The sequence below is a fragment of the Pseudomonas sp. LTJR-52 genome, from assembly GCF_003691465.1.
GTDB lineage: Bacteria > Pseudomonadota > Gammaproteobacteria > Pseudomonadales > Pseudomonadaceae > Chryseomonas > Chryseomonas luteola.
In genome coordinates this window covers 409,152-429,988 of sequence record NZ_CP033105.1, presented here as the reverse complement: position 1 = coordinate 429,988, position 20,837 = coordinate 409,152, and the positions used below count along the sequence as shown (strand labels likewise).

Sequence of the window (20,837 nt, the reverse complement as noted above, 5' to 3'; positions counted from 1 at the left end):
TAATGTGTTACAACTCAATCAAGGAAGATAAACATGCTCTTAATATGGCAAGGTTTTGGTTTTTTAGTCGTCATCATTCCCCTTTTTGTAGCCTTGATTGGCTCCTTACTAGGTGGCTTTTTAGGCGCAAGTAATATCATCGTTTTTCCGCTAACGCTACTTGCATCTGCTATGGTCGTTTTCTATTTCGGTAAACAGCTGAATAGCCGTCCGGGAAAGATCCTGATTGACCCAGAAACCCAGCAAACCGTTGAGCTGCGAAAGCGTCACACCCTGTTCTGGATTCCAATGCAGTATTGGGCATTCCCGTTGGGGGTACTGGGATTTGCAATGCTGCTGGGCAATCTAGTCGCTTAATCGCATTCAAGTAAGGGTTCGCCAAGCGTTAGCGAATCCTTACTGCAAGCAGCATCAATAGGTTTGTAGATTTGGATCAATACCGTCCACAGTCTGCTCTCATAAGCTCATGGTTTTGAAGTCGCTATTCCATGAGCATAACGCCTTTATTCAAACCCGAACTCCTCTCCCCTGCCGGTACGCTCAAATCCATGCGTTACGCCTTCGCTTATGGGGCAGATGCTGTCTACGCGGGGCAGCCACGGTATAGCCTCCGGGTCAGAAATAATGAATTCGACCATGAGCACCTCGCGCTGGGCATTAATGAGGCACATGCGCAAGGCAAACGATTTTATGTGGTGGTGAACATTGCGCCGCATAACGCCAAACTGAAGACGTTTCTGAAGGATATCGAGCCCGTCATTGCGATGGGCCCGGATGCGTTGATCATGTCAGATCCTGGCTTGATCATGCTGGTGCGTCAGGCATTTCCCCAGATGCCGATTCATCTGTCAGTACAAGCCAATGCGGTGAACTGGGCGAGCGTGAAGTTTTGGGAGAGCCAAGGTCTGTCCCGTGTGATTCTGTCCCGAGAACTGTCGCTGGAGGAGATTGAAGAGATCCGCCAACAGGTGCCGGGAATGGAGCTGGAAGTGTTCGTTCACGGCGCGCTGTGCATGGCTTATTCCGGACGTTGCCTGCTGTCCGGCTATATCAACCGGCGTGACCCTAATCAGGGCACCTGCACCAATGCCTGTCGTTGGGAGTACAAGGCTCATCCAGGGAAAGAGGATGCATTAGGCGCTATCGTGCAGCACCATGACCCTATCGCACCCAACGTACCGGAACCAACGCTAGGCTCTGGTGCGCCTACAGATAAGATCTTTTTGCTGGAAGAGGCGGGTCGGCCCGGCGAGTTGATGGAGGCCTATGAGGATGAGCATGGCACCTACATCATGAATTCCAAGGACTTGCGAGCCGTGCACCATGTCGAGCGGCTGGCAAAGATAGGTGTGCACTCACTGAAAATCGAAGGCCGGACCAAGTCCCATTACTACGTGGCACGTACGGCGCAGATCTATCGCAAGGCTATCGATGATACAGTGGCGGGCCGCCCTTTCGATAAATCCTTGATGGATACCCTGGAGTCATTGGCTCACCGCGGTTACACCGAGGGTTTTCTGCGCCGCCATGTGCACGACGAATATCAGAATTATAACCAAGGCTATTCGGTATCCGAGCGCCAGCAGTTCGTGGGTGAGTTGACCGGTGAACGTCGCAACGGACTAGCTGAAGTAATCGTAAAGAATCGATTCGACTTGGGCGACTCTATCGAGGTCATGACGCCTAACGGCAATCTGAACCTTTCAGTCGAAGCGATGGAAAACGCACGTGGTATCCGCCTGGAAACCGCTCCGGGCAGTGGCCGTACCGTCTACCTGGCAGTTCCGGAAGGCATTGATCTCAGTTATGGATTATTGATGCGCAACCTGGAAGCGGGTACGACCACGCGAAACCCGCAATTTCAATAAAAAGCGGCTGGTTCGTGCATGAAGCTGACCAGCCGCCCATGCAGTCCAGCGCGCGAGTCGTTACAATGTGCTCATGCATGATGACCTCTCTCTCCTCCTGAATTTCCTGAATGCCGCCCAGCGTGAAGCGGTGGCGGCGCCTCTTGGCCGACAGTTAGTGCTTGCGGGTGCCGGTTCCGGCAAAACCCGGGTGCTGGTGCACCGCATCGCCTGGTTGATCCAGGTCGAGCATGCGTCGCCCCACTCGCTCCTGGCGGTGACCTTTACTAACAAAGCCGCTGCCGAAATGCGCTATCGGATCGAGCAGCTCTTGAACATGAATCCGCAAGGCATGTGGGTCGGCACGTTCCACGGGCTTGCCCATCGTTTGCTCAGAGCTCATTGGCAGGAAGCCAAGTTGTCTCAGAATTTTCAGATTCTGGACAGTGACGATCAGCAGCGCCTGGTCAAGCGGGTCATTCGGGATCTGGGGCTGGATGAGCAGCGCTGGCCGGCACGGCAGGCGCAGTGGTTCATCAACGGTCAGAAAGACGAAGGCCTACGTCCACAGCATATCCAGGCCAGTGGCGATCTGTTCCTGGCAACCATGCGCAGCATCTACGAGGCGTATGAAGCGGCGTGTGCTCGTGCCGGCGTCATCGACTTTTCCGAGTTGCTGCTCCGTGCCTTGGAGCTGTGGCGCGATAATCCGGACTTGCTTGCCCATTACCAGCGCCGTTTCCGCCATGTGCTGGTAGATGAATTCCAGGATACCAATGCCGTGCAGTACGCATGGCTCAAGCTGCTCGCCCAGGGCGGTGAAAGCCTGATGGTAGTGGGTGATGACGATCAGTCCATCTACGGTTGGCGTGGCGCGCGTATCGAGAATATCCAGCAGTTCAACCAGGACTTCTCTGCCGCCATCATTCGTCTAGAGCAGAATTACCGCTCCACCAGCACGATTTTGCAGGCAGCCAATGGCCTGATCGCCAACAATAGCGACCGGCTCGGCAAAGAGCTGTGGACAGATACGGGTGAAGGCGAAGCCATTACCCTTTACGCGGGCTTCAACGAGCACGATGAAGCCCGCTATATCGTCGAAACCATCGAAAGCGAATCGAAGAAGGGTCTCTCGCTAAGCGAAATGGCCATTCTGTATCGCTCCAACGCCCAGTCACGGGTATTGGAAGAAGCGTTGCTGAGGGAAAAAATCCCCTATCGCATCTATGGCGGCCAACGCTTCTTTGAACGCGCCGAAATTAAGAATGCGATGGCGTATTTGCGCCTGATTTGTCATCGCCATGACGATGCGGCGCTGGAGCGTGTCATCAATGTCCCGCCCCGCGGCATTGGTGAAAAGACGGTCGAGATCCTGCGTAACACTGCACGCACAAACGGCTACTCCATGTGGCAAGCACTACATGATGCGGTCGGCACCAAGTCCGTATCCGGTCGGGCGGCATCCAGTCTGAATGCCTTTGTCGAGTTGATCGATGAACTGGGGCTCAGGTCTGAAGATGTTCCGCTGCATACGTTGACTCAGATCGTGATCGAGCAGACAGGGCTTGTGGCCTATCACAAGGCTGAAAAGGGCGAGAAAGGTCAGGCACGGGTCGAAAACCTTGAGGAATTGATCAGCGCCGCGAAGTCCTTTGATTTCAGTGGTGACGATGATCGTTCTCCCCTGGCTAACTTCCTTGACCATGCGGCCTTGGAATCTGGGGATAATCAGGCAGACAGCCATGAAGACTGTGTACAGCTCATGACGCTGCACAGTGCGAAGGGTCTGGAGTTTCCGCTGGTCTTCCTGGCTGGTATGGAAGAAGGCCTGTTCCCTCACAAGATGAGCCTGGAAGAGTCCGGCCGCCTGGAGGAGGAACGCCGCTTGGCCTATGTGGGAATTACCCGGGCCATGAAACGTCTGGTGATGACCTATGCGGAAACGCGCCGGCTTCATGGAACCGAGACCTATAACAAGCTCTCGCGCTTTATCCGCGAAGTGCCACCAAACCTGATTCAGGAAGTCCGCCTGTCCAATTCGGTCAAGCAGCCGTTTGGCGTAGGTCGACCTAATCCGTTTGCAGGTGCCGCCATTCCAGACACGACGTTTGCATTGGGCCAACGAGTCAATCACGCCTTGTTTGGCGAAGGGGTCATTCTGAATTACGAGGGCTCAGGTCCACATGCACGTGTTCAGGTGAATTTCGACGCCGAAGGCAGCAAGTGGTTAATGGTGAGTTACGCCAAGCTGGAACCGGTTTAACGTATACCTCAGGGCGGCCAAGGTCGCCCTAACTGTTTAAAGAAGGACATTGCGTGGCGTCTTCCTGGCTCTTCTGGGCATTGCTGTCAGCCGTTTTTGCAGCGCTCACAGCCATTTTTGGCAAAATTGGCGTTGCCCAGGTCAATTCGGACTTTGCTACCTTGTTGCGGACTGGAGTAGTGCTCCTGTCGCTTGTGCTGATCGTTTATGCGACCCGCCAGTATCAGCCCTTAAGCTCGATCTCGCCAAAGAGCTATCTCTTCCTTGTGTTATCTGGATTGGCTACCGGTGCCTCCTGGATCTGTTATTTCCGAGCCTTGAAGATGGGTAACGCTTCGCTGGTAGCGCCAGTAGACAAGCTGAGCGTAGTGCTCGTGGCCCTATTCGGTGTACTGCTGCTAGGCGAAAAGCTGACGCTGCGCCAATGGTGCGGCATTGGCGCAATCGGTTTTGGCGTGGTGCTATTGGCGCTGAAACCCTAGGGTTGAAGGCGCAAGGAAAAGGCTTGTCAAACGGTGGGAGATTGCCGAAGCATGCAAGACAAGCCTATTCCCTGCATAGAGGTGCTCAGGCGCCCTACTCACCGAGCCCCGCCACGACTGCTTCTGTCAGGCATTTACAGGCCGGTATCCTTGTAAAGCGATAGCTACCATCCCTTGCATCACAACACTCCACTCCCGTAGCCCAAGATGCAAATGGTTTGGACAGCATACCGTCTCAAGGTAGTAATGAAATGATAGCGCTCAGCCATCAATTTCAGATCTGTGCTTTTAGCCACAGCCGATGTTTAGAAAACACCCTAATTGAGTACGCGCTAACGCTTTTTTGAAGCTGACCAGTGGTTTGAAATATTGCGCATAAAGCAATAGTCCAACAGCAAACGATAAGGCTTGAGTAAACCATGCAAAAAGCCGAAACAATTAGCGCTAGCCCTTACGCAATGTCCGGCGCAAGATGGACATCAACGTAGTTCACGATAAGAGATCTTACGATGCAACGCATAATGAGTTTTTTCATGATCATCTGCCTGGGCCTGACCCTGAGCCTTGATGCCAATGCCAAGCGCATGGGTGGAGGCAAGTCGGCTGGTGCAGCTCCCATTCACCAGACACGCCAGGCGGCACCGCCTCAACAGCAACCGGGCGCAGCGGCAGCCGCACCGGGTCGTCAGGCGCCAGCCGCTAGCGGTGCTTCTCGCTGGCTGGGTCCGTTAGCCGGTCTTGCCGCTGGTGGCTTATTGGCTTCCATGTTCATGGGTGACGGTTTCGAAGGCTTCCAGTTCTTCGACTTTCTGATCATGGCCCTGATAGCGTTTGTTCTGTTCAAGCTATTCACGCGCCGCCGTCAGCAGCAACATCAGCAGCATCAGCCCGCTCCGGCAGGCCACGCACCGATGTACCGTGAAGCGCCTGTACAGCAGCCTGGCGGATTCGGTCAGGGTGGTGCCGCGCCAGTCATGAATGCGCCTGCCTGGTTTGATGCAGAGCGTTTCGTTGCAGCTGGCCGTGAGCACTTCATGTCTCTGCAGCAGCACTGGGATGCCAACGAGATGGACAAAATCGCCGAGTTTGTGACGCCTCAGATGCTCCAGTGGCTGAAAGATGAGCGTGCCAGCTTGGGTGAAGGCTTCCAGTCCACCTACATCGAGAATTTGCAGGCCGAGCTGGATGGTGTGGAAGAGCTGGAAGGCAAGACCATTGCTACCATCACGTTCTCTGGCTTGTCGAAAGAGTCTCGCTTCGACCAGGGTCAGAATTTCAGCGAAAGCTGGCGTATGGAGCGCTTGGCAGGTAGCAACCAGCCCTGGCTGCTGGCCGGTATCCGTCAGAACGCTTGATCTCTCTGTGTTTCAGAAAAGCCCGGCCATGCCGGGCTTTTTCATTTCTACCGTTTGTCGCGCTGTTCGTACAGGTAGCGCTTTCTCGATGGCACCTTTTCCATCTTTTATATTCTTGACTAGGGTATAACACGCACCCCTGCATTAGAGGATGTATTGATGGAAGACGTGATTGAAAGGCTGCGCGAAGAGAACGAGCCTGTTCCGGTACCGCTCGAGCTGCCCGATGAGGACCTGTTGGTCGAAATCGAAGAAGAACTGTTGATCAGCCTTCCGCCCGAGTTTCGCGAGTTTCTTCTCACCGTCAGCGATGTGGTATATGGTAAGCTCGAGCCCGTAACGGTGACCGATCCGCAGTCCCATACCTACCTCCCAGAAGTGGCCGCTACAGCCTGGTCGGAAGGTCTACCTCGCGATCTAATACCCATTTGTGAGGACGGTGACGGCTACTACGCCGTCAGTCAGGAAGGCGAGGTTCTGCTCTGGACGGATGGTGAGCTGGACGATGACACCTGGGATTCCGTCTGGATCTGGGCACGGGATGTCTGGCTGGAAAGCTGATCATTGACCAGCTCTATAGCGTTAGCCTGCCGCTATTGGCAGGCTTTACGAGACGCTTGTAGCGGATTGCACGAGAATGGCAGGCCAGACGCTGAACGTAAGCGGCTGTGCAAGGTCTGGATATAGCTATCTTTTCCGCTAGAAGGTAATCCCTGGATGAGCACTCCTGTCGTTCTGATCACTGGTGCCGCTGGCGGGCTCGGTCGAGCACTGGCCCAGCGTTTTTCACAGAGTCACTGGCGCGTTGCAGCGGCAGATCTGGACAAGGATGGCCTGCATGATCTCAATGGCAATGTTCCCCTGGATTCGAGCGTCGTAGCTGATCTACGGACGGCCGAAGGCTGTCGTAACCTCATCAGCAAGGTGATGGCGCGTACCGGCCGCCTCGATGCTCTGATCAATGCGGCAGGTGTCTGGCGCGAAGGCCCTGTCGAGACGTTCAGCGAAGAGGATTATGACCTCGTCATGTCGGTCAACCTCAAGTCGACCTTCTTCATGTGCTCCGCTGCCATCCCGTTTCTCAAGGAAACCCGCGGAACGATCATCAATATTTCGAGCGGTGCGGGTCGCCAACCTGTCTCGGGTGCTGCCGCCTATGGCGCTGCTAAAGCTGCTATTCGTTTCTTCAGCCAGAACCTCGCCATTGAGCTGGCCAAGGACGGTGTGCGGGTCAATGCTGTCTCCCCAGGCGATATCGATACGCCCATGCTGGATTTTCAGGCGGCCCATTATGGCCAGGGCGACCCTACCGGCTACCGGCGCAACTTGCTTAATCGGTATCCGCAAGGTGATCAGGCCCGTTTTATCCAGCCTGAAGAAGTCGCTGAACTGGTGTACTTCCTATGCCAGCCGCAGGCCTCTGCTATTTCGGGGGCAGACATGCCTATCGATAGGGGATTGTCGGCGGGCCGCTCATAAGACAGATACAGCTAACGCATGAATTCTATGGCAAATCGCCATAACATTGCATACTGACGCCGCCGGAATTACCGGTGATTTGAGGATATGACGAGGCCTATATGGAAGCCGGTAATCACCAGCTCAGTATGACCATTCTGATGACGCCCGATTTGGCGAACTTCTCTGGCAAGGTGCACGGTGGCGCCTTGCTTAAACATCTGGATGAAGTGGCCTATGCCTGCGCCAGCCGTTATGCAGGCCGTTATGTGGTAACACTGTCGGTCGATCAGGTGATCTTTCGCGAACCGGTTAACGTAGGTGAATTGGTTACGTTTTTGGCATCGGTGAACTACACCGGAACGACGTCTATGGAGGTCGGTGTAAAGGTCATTACGGAAAACATTCAACAGCGCTCGGTACGCCATACCAACAGCTGCTTCTTCACGATGGTTGCATTGGGTGACGACGGCAAGCCCTGCCCCGTTCCTCAACTGGAACCCAAGACGTTCGACGAGAAACGCCGCTGCATACAGGCACAGCAACGCCGGCAAATTCGCCGAGAGTTGCAAGAACGGTATCAGGCGATCAAGGAAGACGTACTTCCTTCATCTGGCTGATCAGGGCCTAAACAAAAACGCCGCGATTATCCGCGGCGTTTTTATTGGAGCCAGTCGGCTGTTAGCGGCGTTGCAGCTTGAAAATAAATACTTTGGTAGCCTTGCGCGGTACGATTTGTCCACCTGATACACGAGGAGCAAAGCGCCAGCTGCTCAACGCATCGAGCACGGAGCGCTCGAACATCTTGTTGGACGACTCCAGTACTTCCACATCAGTAATACGGCCATCTGCGGTTACGGTAAATAGCACTTTGACCTCCCCGCTTAATCCGCGACGACGCAGCACATCAGGATATTTGGGCTGATCCATCTTTAAAGGACGGATATCGCTGTCGTCGATGCTCCCAGTAGGGAGGCCTGCAGGACCTGCAGAAGCGGCGGTCTTGGCGCCAGGCGTGGCCATGGGTGCCTGAACAGGTGCACTTGGTGCAGCCGCAGGCGTAGGAGCACTTGCTGCCGGTGCAGCAGGCGCAGGGGCTGGCTCAGGCTCTGCTTTAGGCTCAGGCTTCTTTTTGACCGGTAGCGGTTTTTGCTGGGTGTGCTCAACCGGCTTGGGTTTCGGCTTTGGCTTGGGCTTTTCGACTACCGGCTTGGGTGGTTCGACGGGCTTGGGCGGTTCAACCGGCTTAGGAGGCTCCGGCTTAGGCGGTTCGGGCTCTGGTGGGGCCGGAGGTGTAGGCGCTGCTGCCGGAGGCTCCGGGGCAGGCTCCTTTTTGGGCAGCTGGATAAAGCTGACCTTCAGCTCGCTTGGGCTATCACCCTTGCTGATTTTGAGTTCGGGCGGAGTCTGTACGACAAAAAACAATGCAGCCGCCAGCGCCGCGTGCATAACAAAGGAAGTCCCCGAGGCCAGCCACCAACGACGAGGAGGCGTTGTTTCGGTTGTCGGCTCGGCGTTGCCGACGTTCTCCTCCAGCGGAGGCACCTCATCGCTTCGTGAATACCCTTGCAGCGAAATGATCTCTGCGCCTGGATCCGTACGGCTGGCATTTACACCATCAACAGGCTCAACCTCACTGCGCACGACATACAGACGTACTCCTTCAGCCGATTCAGCAGGGTGCTCAGGCTGCAGCGAAGGGTCTTGCTCAGGCGATTTTGATCTCGCCGGCAACGTCAACGACATAGGAATGATCCACAAAGGCGGTCAGATTTAATAATCATTATCATTAAGATAACGAATTTATCAACTTTTAGCGACAACAGGATTCCTATTGCATGTAATTCATCAAATCTGACTCTAGGGCGGCTGCATCTATGACCGTTTCGAAGATCAATTCGACCCGGCTATCCTTGCGCCACTCACTGATCCGCCATTCACCTTGTCCACTAGCTTGATTGAAGCTCCACCACTGCCCATCTGCATGCAGAATGGCTTTTGCCCTGAGCAGTGCAGGTAATTCGCCCAGCCATGTCTGAACTGCTTGGCGGTTGAATTGGCTGCTATGGTGAAACCGCCACCCTATGGCGAAGCGCCCTTCAGCCTCATGAATTTGCCTTAAGGGCTGTCCAGGTAACAGCAGCGAAGGTAATGGTCCCTGCTGACCAGGGGGAGGCACTGGGAATGAATCGGGAGCACGTTGGCCAGCTATACAAGCGCTTCCGGGCAAAAGATTAAAAGGCAGCCTTCCCTGCTGGGTCCATTGCCACTGGATGTCGGGCAAGGAAGCTAGAAGCGCCTGTCGGCTTCTGTCATTCAACAACTCAGACTTGTTGAGTACCAGCAGCCCAACCCCGGGTAACGCCTCACGTTGAGCATCAGGCAGCTGTTCCCCGCTCGCCAAGCGGTGAGCATCAACCACCATGACTGCCGGTTGAATCGCCAGTACGCCCTGCCAGGTGCCTTCGGCGAGCTGCTTGAGCAATGTAGCCGGATGCCCCAGCCCTGACGGCTCAATGAAAAGGCGCTGGGGCTGAGCCCTGCGCAACAACTGCACCAGGGCTACCTGCAATGGCGCACCGTTGACGCAGCACAGGCATCCTCCCGGCAATTCAGTCAATGAGATACCGGCATCCGTGGTATGCAACAACGCAGCATCAAGCCCTATCTGACCGAACTCGTTAACCAGTACTGCCCACCGCTCGTGTTGAGGACGCTGCGTCAGCAAATGCCGGATGAGGCTGGTCTTGCCTGCCCCCAAAGGTCCTGTTATCACGTGGGTAGGTATATGCTTGAGCATGTTTATGTCTCGATTCGGTCAGTGGTAGAGTCGCCGATTTAAGCCGGTTACCTCTATGTATCGCCTATTTGCCTGCCTAGCCTTCCTCGCTCCGCTCTATGTGCAGGCCGAAGCGTGCCTGGTCCACAGCAAGGGTAAAGGCGTCGATGTGAAAGTCTGCCAGCAGAATCGCTCAATTCCAGCGAATCTATTTCATGATGGATTTTGTAAGCCTCAACTGGCAGAGCAGAACGTTGAGGTTACCTTTGCTGAACAATGCCCTACCGGCGGATTCGGTATCTGCCAGAACGCCCAAGTACAAGGCATGCCGTACAGACAGGACATCCATTATTACGGTATTGCTACGGATGCACGCTTCTTGAAGCCGTTCTGTGAACAGCAGAGCCAGGGCACGTGGCTGGATACATCCAAGCGGACTGAATGATGACAGGCTCTGATGCCTTTATGGATCATCCTGCTGATGGCAAAGGCTACTGGCACAAGGCAAATAGGTTATAAGATAACAACCTAATCTGTTTGACGGTTTTCTATCTTATGAAAAGACCGCCTGCCTGGTCTCTGCTACTTGCCCCTTCCTTGCTGTGCTCATCTTTTGCATTTGCCGATGGCTTACCTGTGAATTGTATGAGTACGGGGCAAATAGTCAGCTGCGAAGACCTTGCAGGCAGTCACTATCATGTATCGGTTGTGGATAAACATATTTTTATCCAAGGATACGATGCTGCAACCCAGCGCACCTGGACGCAAACCCAGGCACACTATGGTCGAATCAGTTTCTTGATGGGTTACGCCTCGGATGGCGAAATCTGGTCCGGCTTTACACGGGCCATTGGTTGGACTTCACGTGGACGCGTGTCCAGCTCGTCTGCAGGTCGACAAACACTTTTATGCGGCCGTATTGGTGGCTGCACGTCCAACCCATAAAAAAGCCCCGTTTAACGGGGCTTTGCTGAATACATTATTCAACCGTTACCGACTTGGCTAGATTGCGAGGCTGATCCACATCAGTCCCTTTCAATATAGCGACGTGATAAGACAGCAATTGCAGCGGTATGGTGTAGAGGATTGGCGCCAGCACATCATGAATGCTGGGCATACCGATTAGGTGGGTGCCTTCCCCGTTGGTAAGACCAGCTTCTGCATCCGCGAAGACAACCAGCTGACCGCCTCGAGCGCGTACTTCCTGAAGGTTGGATTTCAGCTTTTCCAACAACTCATTATTGGGCGCTACCGTAACCACAGGCATGTCGGTGTCCACCAGCGCCAGCGGGCCGTGCTTGAGCTCACCCGCCGGATAAGCCTCGGCATGAATATAGGAAATCTCCTTGAGCTTGAGCGCGCCTTCCATTGCCACTGGATACTGAGCACCTCGGCCGAGGAACAAGGTATGGTGCTTCTCTGCAAATAGCTCGGAAATCTTCTCTACATGCTTATCCATGGCAAGCGCTTCATCAAGACGCGCGGGCAAACGGCGAAGCTCTTCCACCAATTCAGCCTCAACGCCAGCCTCAAGACGGTTTTGAACACGGCCCAACGACAGCGTAAGCAGCAGCAGCGCAACCAGCTGAGTCGTGAACGCCTTGGTAGAAGCAACCCCGATCTCAGGGCCCGCCTGTGTCAGTAAGATCAGGTCCGACTCACGTACCAGCGAGCTGGTCGCAACGTTACAAATTGCAAGACTGCCCAAATAGCCCAGCGGCTTGGCATTTCTAAGCGCAGCCAAGGTATCCGCTGTCTCCCCTGATTGGGAGATGGTCACAAACAGCGTGTCAGCCTGTACCGCTACGCGCCGATAGCGGAACTCACTTGCCACCTCTACCTGGCAAGGGATACCCGTAAGCCCTTCCAGCCAATAGCGCGCCACCATACCGGCATGAAAACTTGTGCCGCAGGCAACGATCTGAATATTCCTGACACGCCCAAACAGGTCTGTTGCCTGAGGACCGAATGCCTCGGTCACCACACGGTCTAGACCTAACCGCCCTTCCAGGGTGCGCTGAACCACAGCAGGCTGCTCGTGAATTTCCTTGAGCATGAAGTGGCGGAACGAGCCTTTGTCAGCGGCTTCGGCCCCCTCGGTAAACTGAACAACTTCACGTGTTACCGGTTCACCGTCCACCGACCACAGCGAGACGCCATTCAGACGAATCTCTGCAATGTCGCCTTCTTCCAAGTAGATAAAACGATCCGTTACCTGCCGGAGCGCCAACTGGTCCGACGCCAGGTAGTTTTCCCCAATACCTAGGCCGATCACCAGGGGGCTGCCGCTTCTGGCAGCAACCAGACGATCAGGCTGGTCGATATTCATGACCGCTACACCGTAGGCACCATGCAGCTCTTTCACCGCTGCCTTCAGCGCATGCGTGATATCACCGGTTTCCTTCAGCTTGTGATGCAGAAGATGAACGATGACTTCGGTATCGGTCTGGGAGGTAAAGACATAACCGAGCCCCTTTAACCACTCGCGCAGGGGTTCATGGTTTTCAATGATCCCATTGTGGACCACTGCAATCTGACCATGGGAGAAATGAGGATGGGCATTCGCTTCAGTTGGCGCACCATGTGTGGCCCAGCGGGTATGGGCAATACCGAGGCGACCTGTCAGGCCTTCACTGTTAAGCGCGCTAGCCAGCTCGCTGACCTTGCCGGGGCGACGAATGCGCTCAAGGGTCTGCTGCGCCGTCAGTACGGCAAGACCTGCGCTGTCATACCCTCGGTATTCAAGGCGCTTGAGCCCTTCAACGAGGATAGCGGTGATATTACGCTCAGCAATGGCGCCTACGATGCCACACATGGAAAACTCCTAAACAAGCGATGCATATGAATGCTTCGTTCAAATTTTAAAGAGTGGCTGTGGATATTTGATGGAGATCATTTATCCACAGCCACACAAACGACAGTAATGCCCCGTTGTTCCAATTGGTGTCTGGCTTCATCAGGGAAACGCTCATCAGTCACAAGCGTGTGAATGTTCGACCAGGGCAGTTCCAGGTTGGGAATACGTCGACCAGCCTTGTCCCCTTCTGCCATAACGATAACTTCTCGGGCCACTTCAGCCATTACACGCGACAAGCCCAATAATTCATTGAACGTTGTCGTGCCCCGTTCAAGATCCAATCCGTCAGCACCAATGAATAGCTGATCGAAGTCGTAAGAGCGCAAGACCTGCTCAGCCACTTGCCCTTGAAAGGATTCCGAATGAGGGTCCCAGGTCCCGCCAGTCATTAACAAAACCGGCTCATGCTCAAGTTCACGCAAGGCATTGGCGATATGAAGCGAGTTGGTCATCACAACCAGACCTGCTTTGTTTTCCAATTCGGGAATAAGCGCAGCGGTCGTGCTGCCACTGTCAATAATGACCCGGGCATGTTCGCGGATACGTGAAGAGGCAGCCCGTGCAATGGCCTGCTTATACGGTGAGGGCGTTTGAGCAAGATCACTCAGAAGCTCATGGGGGATCGAAACGGCGCCACCGTATCGGCGTAGTAAAAGACCATTCTTTTCGAGCGCGGCCAAATCCTTTCGAATCGTAACTTCCGAGGTGGCAAACAGTTTGGTCAACTCATCAACTGTCACCTCGCCCTGATCATTCAAGCGGGCAAGAATGTCGTGGCGACGTTGTGGAGTGTTGCGCTTGGCCATAAGTTTCGATTCGAAATTTATATACTTCGAATCAAAACCTTTAACGGATAAAAAGTCAACCCAGAATGAAAAAGGCTGTGAGCATTTCACAGCCTTTTGGGTTACTTCTTCTTGAGAGGACGTTGCCAATCAGGCTTGTTAACCTGTCTTGCCCTACCCAGTGCCAGCGTCTGCGCAGGCACGTTTTCCGTAATGGTAGAACCTGCAGCCGTAGTTGCTCCATCGCCTAACGTGACTGGTGCTACCAACGAACTGTTGGAGCCAATGAAGACATCATCGCCAATCTCAGTTCTGTATTTGTTGGCACCATCATAGTTGCAGGTAATGGTGCCGGCGCCTACGTTACAGTTCTTTCCTAGAACAGCATCACCCAGATAAGACAGATGCCCCGCCTTGCTGCCTTCATTAAGATGAGCGTTTTTCAACTCAACGAAGTTACCTACATGAACCCTGGCTTCCAGAACAGAACCGGGACGTAGCCGAGCAAAGGGACCTACATCGGCACCCTCACCCACTACTGCGCCATCCAGATGACTGTTGGCCTTGATAACCGCCCCGCGTTTCAACGTGCTGTTGTGGATAACACAGTTGGGCCCAATTTCGACGTTGTCTTCGATAACCACCGTGCCACTCAGAATAACATTGATATCAATGGTGACATCACGGCCAGTCTGGACCTGCCCACGCAGATCAAATCGTGTCGGATCCAGTAGTGTTACACCTTGCGTCATGAGCGCTTGCGCAGCGCGCCATTGATAGTGTCGCTCAAGATCAGCCAACTGTTTTCTGTCATTGGCTCCCTGAACTTCCATAGCATCGTCTGGCTGAGCCGTTGCAACGCGCAAGCCATCGGATACTGCCATTGCGATGACATCCGTCAGGTAATACTCCCCTTGTGCATTGCTGTTGGAAAGTCTACCGAGCCACTCTCCCAACCGCTCGCCCGGAACGGCCAGAATACCGGTATTACCTTCGCGGATTGCCTTCTGCGTTGCATCGGCATCCTTATGCTCAACAATTGCATACACCTCACCGAGGTTATTCCGAAGGATACGTCCATAACCCGTGGGATCTGCCAGTTCTACAGTCAACAATGCCAGCTGCTGAACGCTAACCTGCTCTAGCAGGCGCTCAAGCGTAGACGTCTCAATCAGCGGAACATCGCCATACAGGATCAGTACCCGCTCCGCCGACAGATGGGGAAGCGCCTGGGCGACAGCATGGCCTGTACCCAACTGCTCCTGCTGAACGACGAAGTTGAGGTCATCTGCTGCCAGATGCTGCTTGACGGTTTCGGCTCCATGGCCGATCACTACATGGATCTTTTGCGGAGTCAGTTCGCGGGCGCGATCGATCACGTGTCCCAGCATGGCCTTCCCGGCAATCGGATGAAGAACCTTGGGCAGGGCGGAGCGCATACGGGTGCCTTGCCCCGCAGCAAGAATGACAATTTCAAGGGACATGTTTACGCCTCGATAGGGCCGTTAAGCCGTTAGACACGGATAAAGAGTCTCAGAAGAGAAACGGGCTCAGCAAGTGCTCACGGCCAGAAATGAAAAGGGGTAGCCGAAGCTACCCCTTTCATATACCCGAAGCGTATTGCTTCAGCGCTTGGCCTTGTTGCGTAGCTGCTGAATGGTACGCAGCTGAGCTGCGGCTTCAGCCAACTGTGCAGAGGCAGCGCTGTAATCGAAGTTCGAGCCTTTCTCGCTCAGCGTCTTCTCAGCCAGCTTCATGGCTTCCTGAGCAGCCGCTTCATCAAGATCGCTCGCCCGGCTGGCAATATCTGCCAACACTTCGACGACATTCGGCTGGACTTCGAGGAAACCACCAGAGATATAAAACACCTCTTCCTCGCCGCCCTGCTTGATCAGGCGAATCGGGCCAGGCATGAGATCAGTCAACAGCGGAGCATGGCCGGGAGAAATACCCAGATCCCCCAGGTTACCGTGGGCGATCACCATCTCCACCGCTCCGGAGAAGATGGCTCCTTCCGCGCTGACGATATCGCATTGGACTGTCTTGGCCATATGCATGCCTCGTAAGGCGCCCGTTTCCGGGCGCACGGATTACAGTTTCTTCGCTTTTTCGATAGCTTCGTCGATGCTGCCAACCATGTAGAATGCCTGCTCAGGCAAATGGTCGTAGTCACCTTTCAGAATGCCGCCGAAACCAGCGATGGTGTCCTTGAGCGAAACGTATTTACCTGGCGCACCGGTAAATACTTCTGCCACGAAGAACGGCTGGGACAGGAAGCGCTGGATCTTACGAGCACGGGATACCAACTGCTTGTCCGCTTCGGACAGTTCGTCCATACCCAGAATCGCAATGATGTCCTTCAGCTCCTTGTAGCGCTGCAGAACATACTGAACGCCGCGAGCAACGTCATAGTGCTCCTGACCGATCACCAGCGGATCAAGCTGGCGAGAAGTAGAGTCCAGCGGATCCACAGCTGGGTAGATACCCAGGGAAGCGATGTCACGGGACAGTACGACGGTTGCGTCCAGGTGAGCGAACGTGGTCGCAGGGGACGGGTCAGTCAAGTCATCCGCAGGTACGTATACAGCCTGGATGGATGTAATCGAACCGGTTTTGGTGGAGGTAATACGCTCCTGAAGAACGCCCATCTCCTCAGCCAGCGTCGGCTGATAACCTACTGCGGAAGGCATACGGCCCAGCAGAGCGGATACTTCCGTACCGGCCAGGGTGTAACGGTAGATGTTGTCGATGAACAACAGCACGTCACGGCCTTCGTCACGGAACTTTTCGGCCATGGTCAGGCCAGTCAGGGCCACGCGCAGACGGTTGCCCGGCGGCTCGTTCATCTGACCGTAAACCAGGGCTACCTTGTCCAGAACGTTGGAATCCTTCATCTCGTGGTAGAAGTCGTTACCCTCACGAGTACGCTCACCCACGCCTGCGAACACGGAATAGCCGCTGTGCTCGATGGCGATGTTACGGATCAGTTCCATCATGTTAACGGTCTTGCCTACACCGGCACCACCGAACAGACCAACCTTACCACCCTTCGCGAACGGGCAAACCAGGTCAATAACCTTGATGCCTGTTTCCAGCAGCTCGTTGCTACCGGACTGATCAGCATAGGACGGTGCCTTGCGGTGGATTTCCCAACGCTCTTCTTCACCGATGGGGCCCGCCTCGTCGATCGGGTTACCCAGAACGTCCATGATACGGCCCAGCGTCTTCACGCCTACCGGTACCTTGATCGCTTCACCAGTGTTGTTAACGTCCAGACCACGCTTCAGACCCTCGGTAGAGCCCATCGCAATGGAACGAACAATGCCGTCGCCCAGCTGCTGCTGAACTTCCAGCGTAGTTTCCACGCCCTGCACTTTCAGAGCGTCATAAACTTTCGGTACGGAATCGCGTGGGAATTCCACGTCGATTACGGCGCCGATGATTTGTACGATACGTCCGCTACTCATTTCGCGTTCCTCGAAGAATTAGAACCAGTCCGTCAAACCGCAGCGGCGCCGCCGACGATTTCCGAAATTTCCTGCGTAATCGCTGCCTGGCGTGCCTTGTTGTAGATCAGCTGCAGTTCGCTGATGATCTCGCCCGCGTTATCCGTAGCGTTCTTCATCGCGATCATCCGCGCCGCTTGTTCACAAGCGCTGTTTTCTACAACTGCCTGATACACCTGGGATTCCACGTAACGCACCAAGAGGCCGTCCAGCAACGTCTTGGCATCTGGTTCGTAGAGGTAGTCCCAATGCTTTTGCAGGCTGGTGTTCTGCTCAGCCACCAACGGAACCAGCTGCTCGATTGTCGGCTTCTGGACCATGGTGTTGACGAACTTGTTGGACACTACGTACAGGCGATCAATACGGCCATTCAGGTAAGCGTCGAGCATGACCTTGATACTACCGATCAGGTCGTTGATCGAAGGCTCTTCACCCAAATGGCTGATGGCTGCGACTACATTACCGCCGTAGCTGCGGAAGAAGGACGCACCCTTGCTGCCAATCACACCGAGATCGACTTCAGCATTGCGATCGCGTTGCTCTGCCATGTCGCGAATCAGCGTCTTGAACAGGTTGATGTTCAAGCCGCCCGCCAGACCACGGTCGGAGCTGACCACGATATAGCCCACGCGCTTTACCGGACGCTCCACCATAAACGGATGGCGATATTCCGGGTTCGCATTGGCCAAGTGGCCGATCACAGCACGAATACGCTCAGCGTAAGGCTTGCTGGCAGCCATGCGCGTCTGAGCTTTGCGCATCTTGCTGACAGCTACCTTTTCCATGGCGCTGGTGATCTTCTGTGTGCTTTTGATGCTCGCGATTTTACCGCGAATCTCTTTTGCGCCTGCCATGTAACACCTATCGGGTTAGCAAGCGGGAGCGCTTGACGCTCCCGCCTGGGCTTACCAGGTTTGAGTGGCCTTGAACTTCTCGAGACCGGCCTTGATGCCAGAATCGATTTCGTCGTTGAAGTCGCCCTTCTCGTTGATCTTGGCCATCAGTGCGGCGTGATCACGGTTGAAGTACGAAATCAGGGCCTGCTCGAAGCTGCCAATCTTGTCCAGCGGGATATCCGACAGGAAGCCACGCTCGGCGGCGTACAGCGACAGAGCCATCTCGGCGATGGACATCGGTGCATACTGCTTCTGCTTCATCAGCTCGGTAACACGCTGACCATGCTCAAGCTGCTTACGTGTTGCTTCGTCCAGGTCAGAAGCAAACTGGGCAAATGCTGCCAGTTCACGGTACTGAGCCAGTGCGGTACGGATACCACCGGACAGCTTCTTGATAATCTTGGTCTGAGCGGCACCACCCACACGGGATACGGAAATACCTGCGTTGACCGCAGGACGAATACCCGAGTTGAACAGACTGGTTTCCAGGAAGATCTGGCCGTCGGTAATCGAAATTACGTTGGTCGGAACGAACGCGGAAACGTCACCTGCCTGAGTCTCGATCAGCGGCAGAGCAGTCAAGGAACCTGTCTTACCGGTAACGGCGCCCTTGGTGAACTGTTCTACATACTCTTCGGATACGCGAGAAGCACGCTCCAGCAGACGGCTGTGTAGATAGAACACGTCGCCTGGGTAAGCTTCACGGCCCGGCGGACGACGCAGCAGCAGGGAAATCTGGCGGTAAGCTACAGCCTGCTTGGACAGATCGTCATAAACGATCAGTGCATCTTCACCGCGGTCACGGAAGTATTCACCCATGGTGCAGCCGGCATAGGGAGCCAGGAACTGCAGGGCTGCGGACTCAGAGGCACTGGCAGCTACCACGATGGTGTTCTGCAGTGCGCCGTGCTCTTCCAGCTTGCGTACGACGTTGGCAATGGTCGACTGCTTCTGACCGATGGCAACATAGACGCAACGAATGCCACTGTTGCGCTGGTTGATGATCGCATCCACCGCCATGGCAGTTTTACCTACCTGACGGTCACCGATGATCAGCTCACGCTGGCCACGGCCAACGGGGATCATGGCGTCAACGGCCTTGTAACCAGTCTGTACAGGCTGGTCTACCGACTTACGCCAGATTACACCCGGAGCGACTTTTTCAACCGCGTCGGTTTCTTTGGCGTTGATCGGGCCTTTGCCATCGATCGGATTACCCAGGGCATCAACAACGCGACCCAGAAGCTCCGGACCAACCGGTACTTCAAGGATACGGCCGGTGCACTTGGCACTCATGCCTTCAGCCAGGCCCAGGTAATTACCCAGAACCACGGCACCTACGGAGTCCTGCTCCAGGTTCAGTGCCATGCCGTAGACGCCGCCCGGGAACTCAATCATTTCCCCGTACATAACGTCGGCCAGACCAAAGATGCGCACGATACCGTCAGAAACACTGACGATAGTACCTTCGTTGCGCGGTTGCGAAGAGACATCGAGTTTCTCGATGCGGCTCTTGATGATTTCACTAATTTCGGAAGGATTGAGTTGCTGCATGCTACTGCCCCTTCAAACTCAAGGTTTCAACGCTTCGGCCAGTTGCGCGAGCTTGCCGCGAACGGAGCCATCGATTACCAAGTCGCCGGCGCGAATTACCACACCACCGATCAGGCTTGCATCCTCGGATGCATGAAGTCGCACATCGCGACCGAGCCTTGCGCTGAGAGCCTTGGCGAGTTTGTCTTGCTGTTCGTCGCTCAAAGCGAAAGCACTGGTGACTTCCGCCTCGATGGATCTTTCCTGCTCGGCCTTGAACTCTTCGTAGAGTTCAGCAATGGTCGGCATCAGGTCGATCCGGTTGTTTTCTGCCACGGTCCGAACAAAGTTCTGGGCCTGCACATCCAGCTGATCGCCGCACACGTCAATGAGCAGCTTGGCCTTGGCGTCCGCGGTCAACTGCGGTTGCTGAAGCAGCTGGCGCACGGTCCCATCCAGAGTTACCGCGGCGAGCAGTCTCAGCTCCTCGGACCATTTGGTCAGATTCTGCTGAGACTGTGCGAACTCGAAAGCTGCCTTGGCATATGGCCGGGCCAGCGTGTTCAGTTCTGCCATGATGGCCTCGCTTAGATTTCCGCAGCCAGTCGGTCGACCAACTGTGCGTGGGCTTGGGGATCAATCGTTTTGCCCAGGATCTTCTCTGCACCAGCGACAGCCAGAAGGCCGACCTGTGCACGCAGAGCTTCCTTGGCGCTATTGATTTCCCGGTCGATTTCAGCCTGAGCCTGCTCTTTCAGACGATCGCCTTCAGCACGGGCCTTGACCTGCGCTTCTTCGATGATCTGGGTAGCACGCTTGTTAGCTTGCTCGATGATTTCAGCTGCCTGGCCTTTCGCTTCGCTCAGTTTCTGGGTGGCTTGTTCCTGAGCCAATTCCAGGTCACGAGCCGCGCGGTTGGCAGCGTCCAGGCCGTCAGCAATCTTCTTTTCACGCTCACGCAAAGCCGCGATGACCGGAGGCCACACGAACTTCATGCAGAACAGCACGAAGATAAAGAAGGCAACGGACTGGCCAATCAGGGTTGCATTAATGTTCACGCCAACACCTCGCTCGTT

Annotated in this window: 21 protein-coding genes; 10 read left to right on the top strand and 11 right to left on the bottom strand. The window is 54.9% G+C overall.

From position 1 onward, the window contains the following. The first annotated feature begins 33 nt into the window (after positions 1-33). The 8 genes from EAW52_RS02075 (at position 34) to EAW52_RS02040 (ending at position 8,025) form a co-directional block, all read left to right on the top strand. Positions 34-357, top strand: a complete 324-nt coding sequence (locus EAW52_RS02075; protein WP_122041231.1) for a hypothetical protein — start codon at positions 34-36, stop codon at positions 355-357. A 131-nt stretch (positions 358-488) separates the two neighbouring features. Next, entirely contained in the window at positions 489-1,868 is a 1,380-nt protein-coding gene (yegQ, locus tag EAW52_RS02070; protein ID WP_122041230.1) for a tRNA 5-hydroxyuridine modification protein YegQ, read from the top strand. Between the two features lie 73 nt (positions 1,869-1,941). Beyond that, positions 1,942-4,110, top strand: a complete 2,169-nt coding sequence (uvrD, locus tag EAW52_RS02065) for a DNA helicase II (RefSeq protein ID WP_122041229.1) — start codon at positions 1,942-1,944, stop codon at positions 4,108-4,110. A 53-nt stretch (positions 4,111-4,163) separates the two neighbouring features. Next, entirely contained in the window at positions 4,164-4,592 is a 429-nt protein-coding gene (locus tag EAW52_RS02060; RefSeq protein ID WP_122041228.1) for an EamA family transporter, read from the top strand. 509 nt (positions 4,593-5,101) lie between these two features. After that, the gene (locus EAW52_RS02055; RefSeq protein ID WP_010796317.1) at positions 5,102-5,947 is read left to right on the top strand and encodes a Tim44 domain-containing protein; all 846 of its coding nucleotides are present in this window, start codon (positions 5,102-5,104) and stop codon (positions 5,945-5,947) included. A gap of 159 nt (positions 5,948-6,106) precedes the next feature. Further along, positions 6,107-6,508, top strand: coding sequence for an SMI1/KNR4 family protein (locus EAW52_RS02050; protein WP_010796318.1), 402 nt, complete (start codon positions 6,107-6,109; stop codon positions 6,506-6,508). Between the two features lie 156 nt (positions 6,509-6,664). Then, a complete protein-coding gene (locus EAW52_RS02045; protein WP_010796319.1) occupies positions 6,665-7,426 on the top strand; it encodes an SDR family NAD(P)-dependent oxidoreductase in 762 nt (253 codons plus the stop codon). A 101-nt stretch (positions 7,427-7,527) separates the two neighbouring features. Next, positions 7,528-8,025: an acyl-CoA thioesterase gene (locus EAW52_RS02040; RefSeq protein ID WP_010796320.1), complete on the top strand. Its 498-nt coding sequence runs from the start codon at positions 7,528-7,530 to the stop codon at positions 8,023-8,025. A gap of 61 nt (positions 8,026-8,086) precedes the next feature. Here EAW52_RS02040 and EAW52_RS02035 read toward each other — a convergent pair whose 3' ends face one another. Both EAW52_RS02035 and EAW52_RS02030 read right to left on the bottom strand, forming a co-directional pair. Continuing rightward, positions 8,087-9,151, bottom strand: a complete 1,065-nt coding sequence (locus tag EAW52_RS02035; protein ID WP_122041227.1) for an energy transducer TonB — start codon at positions 9,149-9,151, stop codon at positions 8,087-8,089. A gap of 85 nt (positions 9,152-9,236) precedes the next feature. Continuing rightward, positions 9,237-10,205: a GTP-binding protein gene (locus EAW52_RS02030; protein ID WP_122041226.1), complete on the bottom strand. Its 969-nt coding sequence runs from the start codon at positions 10,203-10,205 to the stop codon at positions 9,237-9,239. A 55-nt stretch (positions 10,206-10,260) separates the two neighbouring features. Here EAW52_RS02030 and EAW52_RS02025 point away from each other — a divergent pair, with 55 nt between their 5' ends. Both EAW52_RS02025 and EAW52_RS25830 read left to right on the top strand, forming a co-directional pair. Continuing rightward, the gene (locus EAW52_RS02025) at positions 10,261-10,629 is read left to right on the top strand and encodes an NADH:ubiquinone oxidoreductase (RefSeq protein ID WP_122041225.1); all 369 of its coding nucleotides are present in this window, start codon (positions 10,261-10,263) and stop codon (positions 10,627-10,629) included. Between the two features lie 200 nt (positions 10,630-10,829). Next, complete coding sequence (locus EAW52_RS25830) at positions 10,830-11,129, top strand: glutamine synthetase (RefSeq protein WP_125912912.1); 300 nt, start codon at positions 10,830-10,832, stop codon at positions 11,127-11,129. Positions 11,130-11,163: 34 nt separating this feature from the next. Here EAW52_RS25830 and glmS read toward each other — a convergent pair whose 3' ends face one another. From glmS to EAW52_RS01980, 9 genes are all read right to left on the bottom strand, one after another. Continuing rightward, on the bottom strand, positions 11,164-12,999 hold the full coding sequence (gene glmS, locus EAW52_RS02020; protein WP_122041224.1) for a glutamine--fructose-6-phosphate transaminase (isomerizing): 1,836 nt from the start codon (positions 12,997-12,999) through the stop codon (positions 11,164-11,166). A 77-nt stretch (positions 13,000-13,076) separates the two neighbouring features. Then, positions 13,077-13,847: a DeoR/GlpR family DNA-binding transcription regulator gene (locus EAW52_RS02015; protein ID WP_122041223.1), complete on the bottom strand. Its 771-nt coding sequence runs from the start codon at positions 13,845-13,847 to the stop codon at positions 13,077-13,079. Between the two features lie 101 nt (positions 13,848-13,948). Then, the gene (gene glmU / locus EAW52_RS02010; RefSeq protein ID WP_122041222.1) at positions 13,949-15,310 is read right to left on the bottom strand and encodes a bifunctional UDP-N-acetylglucosamine diphosphorylase/glucosamine-1-phosphate N-acetyltransferase GlmU; all 1,362 of its coding nucleotides are present in this window, start codon (positions 15,308-15,310) and stop codon (positions 13,949-13,951) included. A gap of 141 nt (positions 15,311-15,451) precedes the next feature. Beyond that, a complete protein-coding gene (locus tag EAW52_RS02005) occupies positions 15,452-15,877 on the bottom strand; it encodes a F0F1 ATP synthase subunit epsilon (protein ID WP_010796327.1) in 426 nt (141 codons plus the stop codon). Between the two features lie 39 nt (positions 15,878-15,916). Continuing rightward, a complete protein-coding gene (atpD, locus tag EAW52_RS02000) occupies positions 15,917-17,293 on the bottom strand; it encodes a F0F1 ATP synthase subunit beta (protein ID WP_122041221.1) in 1,377 nt (458 codons plus the stop codon). 32 nt (positions 17,294-17,325) lie between these two features. Beyond that, positions 17,326-18,186 carry a F0F1 ATP synthase subunit gamma gene (gene atpG, locus EAW52_RS01995; protein WP_010796329.1) on the bottom strand — a complete coding sequence of 287 codons (861 nt, stop codon included), beginning with the start codon at positions 18,184-18,186 and terminating at the stop codon, positions 17,326-17,328. 51 nt (positions 18,187-18,237) lie between these two features. Then, positions 18,238-19,782, bottom strand: a complete 1,545-nt coding sequence (atpA, locus tag EAW52_RS01990) for a F0F1 ATP synthase subunit alpha (RefSeq protein WP_010796330.1) — start codon at positions 19,780-19,782, stop codon at positions 18,238-18,240. An 18-nt stretch (positions 19,783-19,800) separates the two neighbouring features. After that, positions 19,801-20,337, bottom strand: a complete 537-nt coding sequence (locus EAW52_RS01985; RefSeq protein WP_019366468.1) for a F0F1 ATP synthase subunit delta — start codon at positions 20,335-20,337, stop codon at positions 19,801-19,803. 11 nt (positions 20,338-20,348) lie between these two features. Further along, positions 20,349-20,819: a F0F1 ATP synthase subunit B gene (locus EAW52_RS01980; RefSeq protein WP_010796332.1), complete on the bottom strand. Its 471-nt coding sequence runs from the start codon at positions 20,817-20,819 to the stop codon at positions 20,349-20,351. Between the last annotated feature and the right edge of the window lie 18 nt (positions 20,820-20,837).

Excerpts from the sequence above, each read along its gene's own strand:
- EAW52_RS02075 (WP_122041231.1), top strand. The coding sequence starts at position 34 with ATGCTCTTAATATGGCAAGGTTTTGGTTTTTTAGTCGTCATCATTCCC.
- yegQ (WP_122041230.1), top strand. The coding sequence starts at position 489 with ATGAGCATAACGCCTTTATTCAAACCCGAACTCCTCTCCCCTGCCGGT.
- uvrD (WP_122041229.1), top strand. The coding sequence starts at position 1,942 with ATGCATGATGACCTCTCTCTCCTCCTGAATTTCCTGAATGCCGCCCAG.
- EAW52_RS02055 (WP_010796317.1), top strand. The coding sequence starts at position 5,102 with ATGCAACGCATAATGAGTTTTTTCATGATCATCTGCCTGGGCCTGACC.
- EAW52_RS02050 (WP_010796318.1), top strand. The coding sequence starts at position 6,107 with ATGGAAGACGTGATTGAAAGGCTGCGCGAAGAGAACGAGCCTGTTCCG.
- EAW52_RS02045 (WP_010796319.1), top strand. The coding sequence starts at position 6,665 with ATGAGCACTCCTGTCGTTCTGATCACTGGTGCCGCTGGCGGGCTCGGT.
- EAW52_RS02040 (WP_010796320.1), top strand. The coding sequence starts at position 7,528 with ATGGAAGCCGGTAATCACCAGCTCAGTATGACCATTCTGATGACGCCC.
- EAW52_RS02035 (WP_122041227.1), bottom strand. The coding sequence starts at position 9,151 with ATGTCGTTGACGTTGCCGGCGAGATCAAAATCGCCTGAGCAAGACCCT.
- EAW52_RS02030 (WP_122041226.1), bottom strand. The coding sequence starts at position 10,205 with ATGCTCAAGCATATACCTACCCACGTGATAACAGGACCTTTGGGGGCA.
- EAW52_RS02025 (WP_122041225.1), top strand. The coding sequence starts at position 10,261 with ATGTATCGCCTATTTGCCTGCCTAGCCTTCCTCGCTCCGCTCTATGTG.
- EAW52_RS25830 (WP_125912912.1), top strand. The coding sequence starts at position 10,830 with ATGAGTACGGGGCAAATAGTCAGCTGCGAAGACCTTGCAGGCAGTCAC.
- glmS (WP_122041224.1), bottom strand. The coding sequence starts at position 12,999 with ATGTGTGGCATCGTAGGCGCCATTGCTGAGCGTAATATCACCGCTATC.
- EAW52_RS02015 (WP_122041223.1), bottom strand. The coding sequence starts at position 13,847 with ATGGCCAAGCGCAACACTCCACAACGTCGCCACGACATTCTTGCCCGC.
- glmU (WP_122041222.1), bottom strand. The coding sequence starts at position 15,310 with ATGTCCCTTGAAATTGTCATTCTTGCTGCGGGGCAAGGCACCCGTATG.
- EAW52_RS02005 (WP_010796327.1), bottom strand. The coding sequence starts at position 15,877 with ATGGCCAAGACAGTCCAATGCGATATCGTCAGCGCGGAAGGAGCCATC.
- atpD (WP_122041221.1), bottom strand. The coding sequence starts at position 17,293 with ATGAGTAGCGGACGTATCGTACAAATCATCGGCGCCGTAATCGACGTG.
- atpG (WP_010796329.1), bottom strand. The coding sequence starts at position 18,186 with ATGGCAGGCGCAAAAGAGATTCGCGGTAAAATCGCGAGCATCAAAAGC.
- atpA (WP_010796330.1), bottom strand. The coding sequence starts at position 19,782 with ATGCAGCAACTCAATCCTTCCGAAATTAGTGAAATCATCAAGAGCCGC.
- EAW52_RS01985 (WP_019366468.1), bottom strand. The coding sequence starts at position 20,337 with ATGGCAGAACTGAACACGCTGGCCCGGCCATATGCCAAGGCAGCTTTC.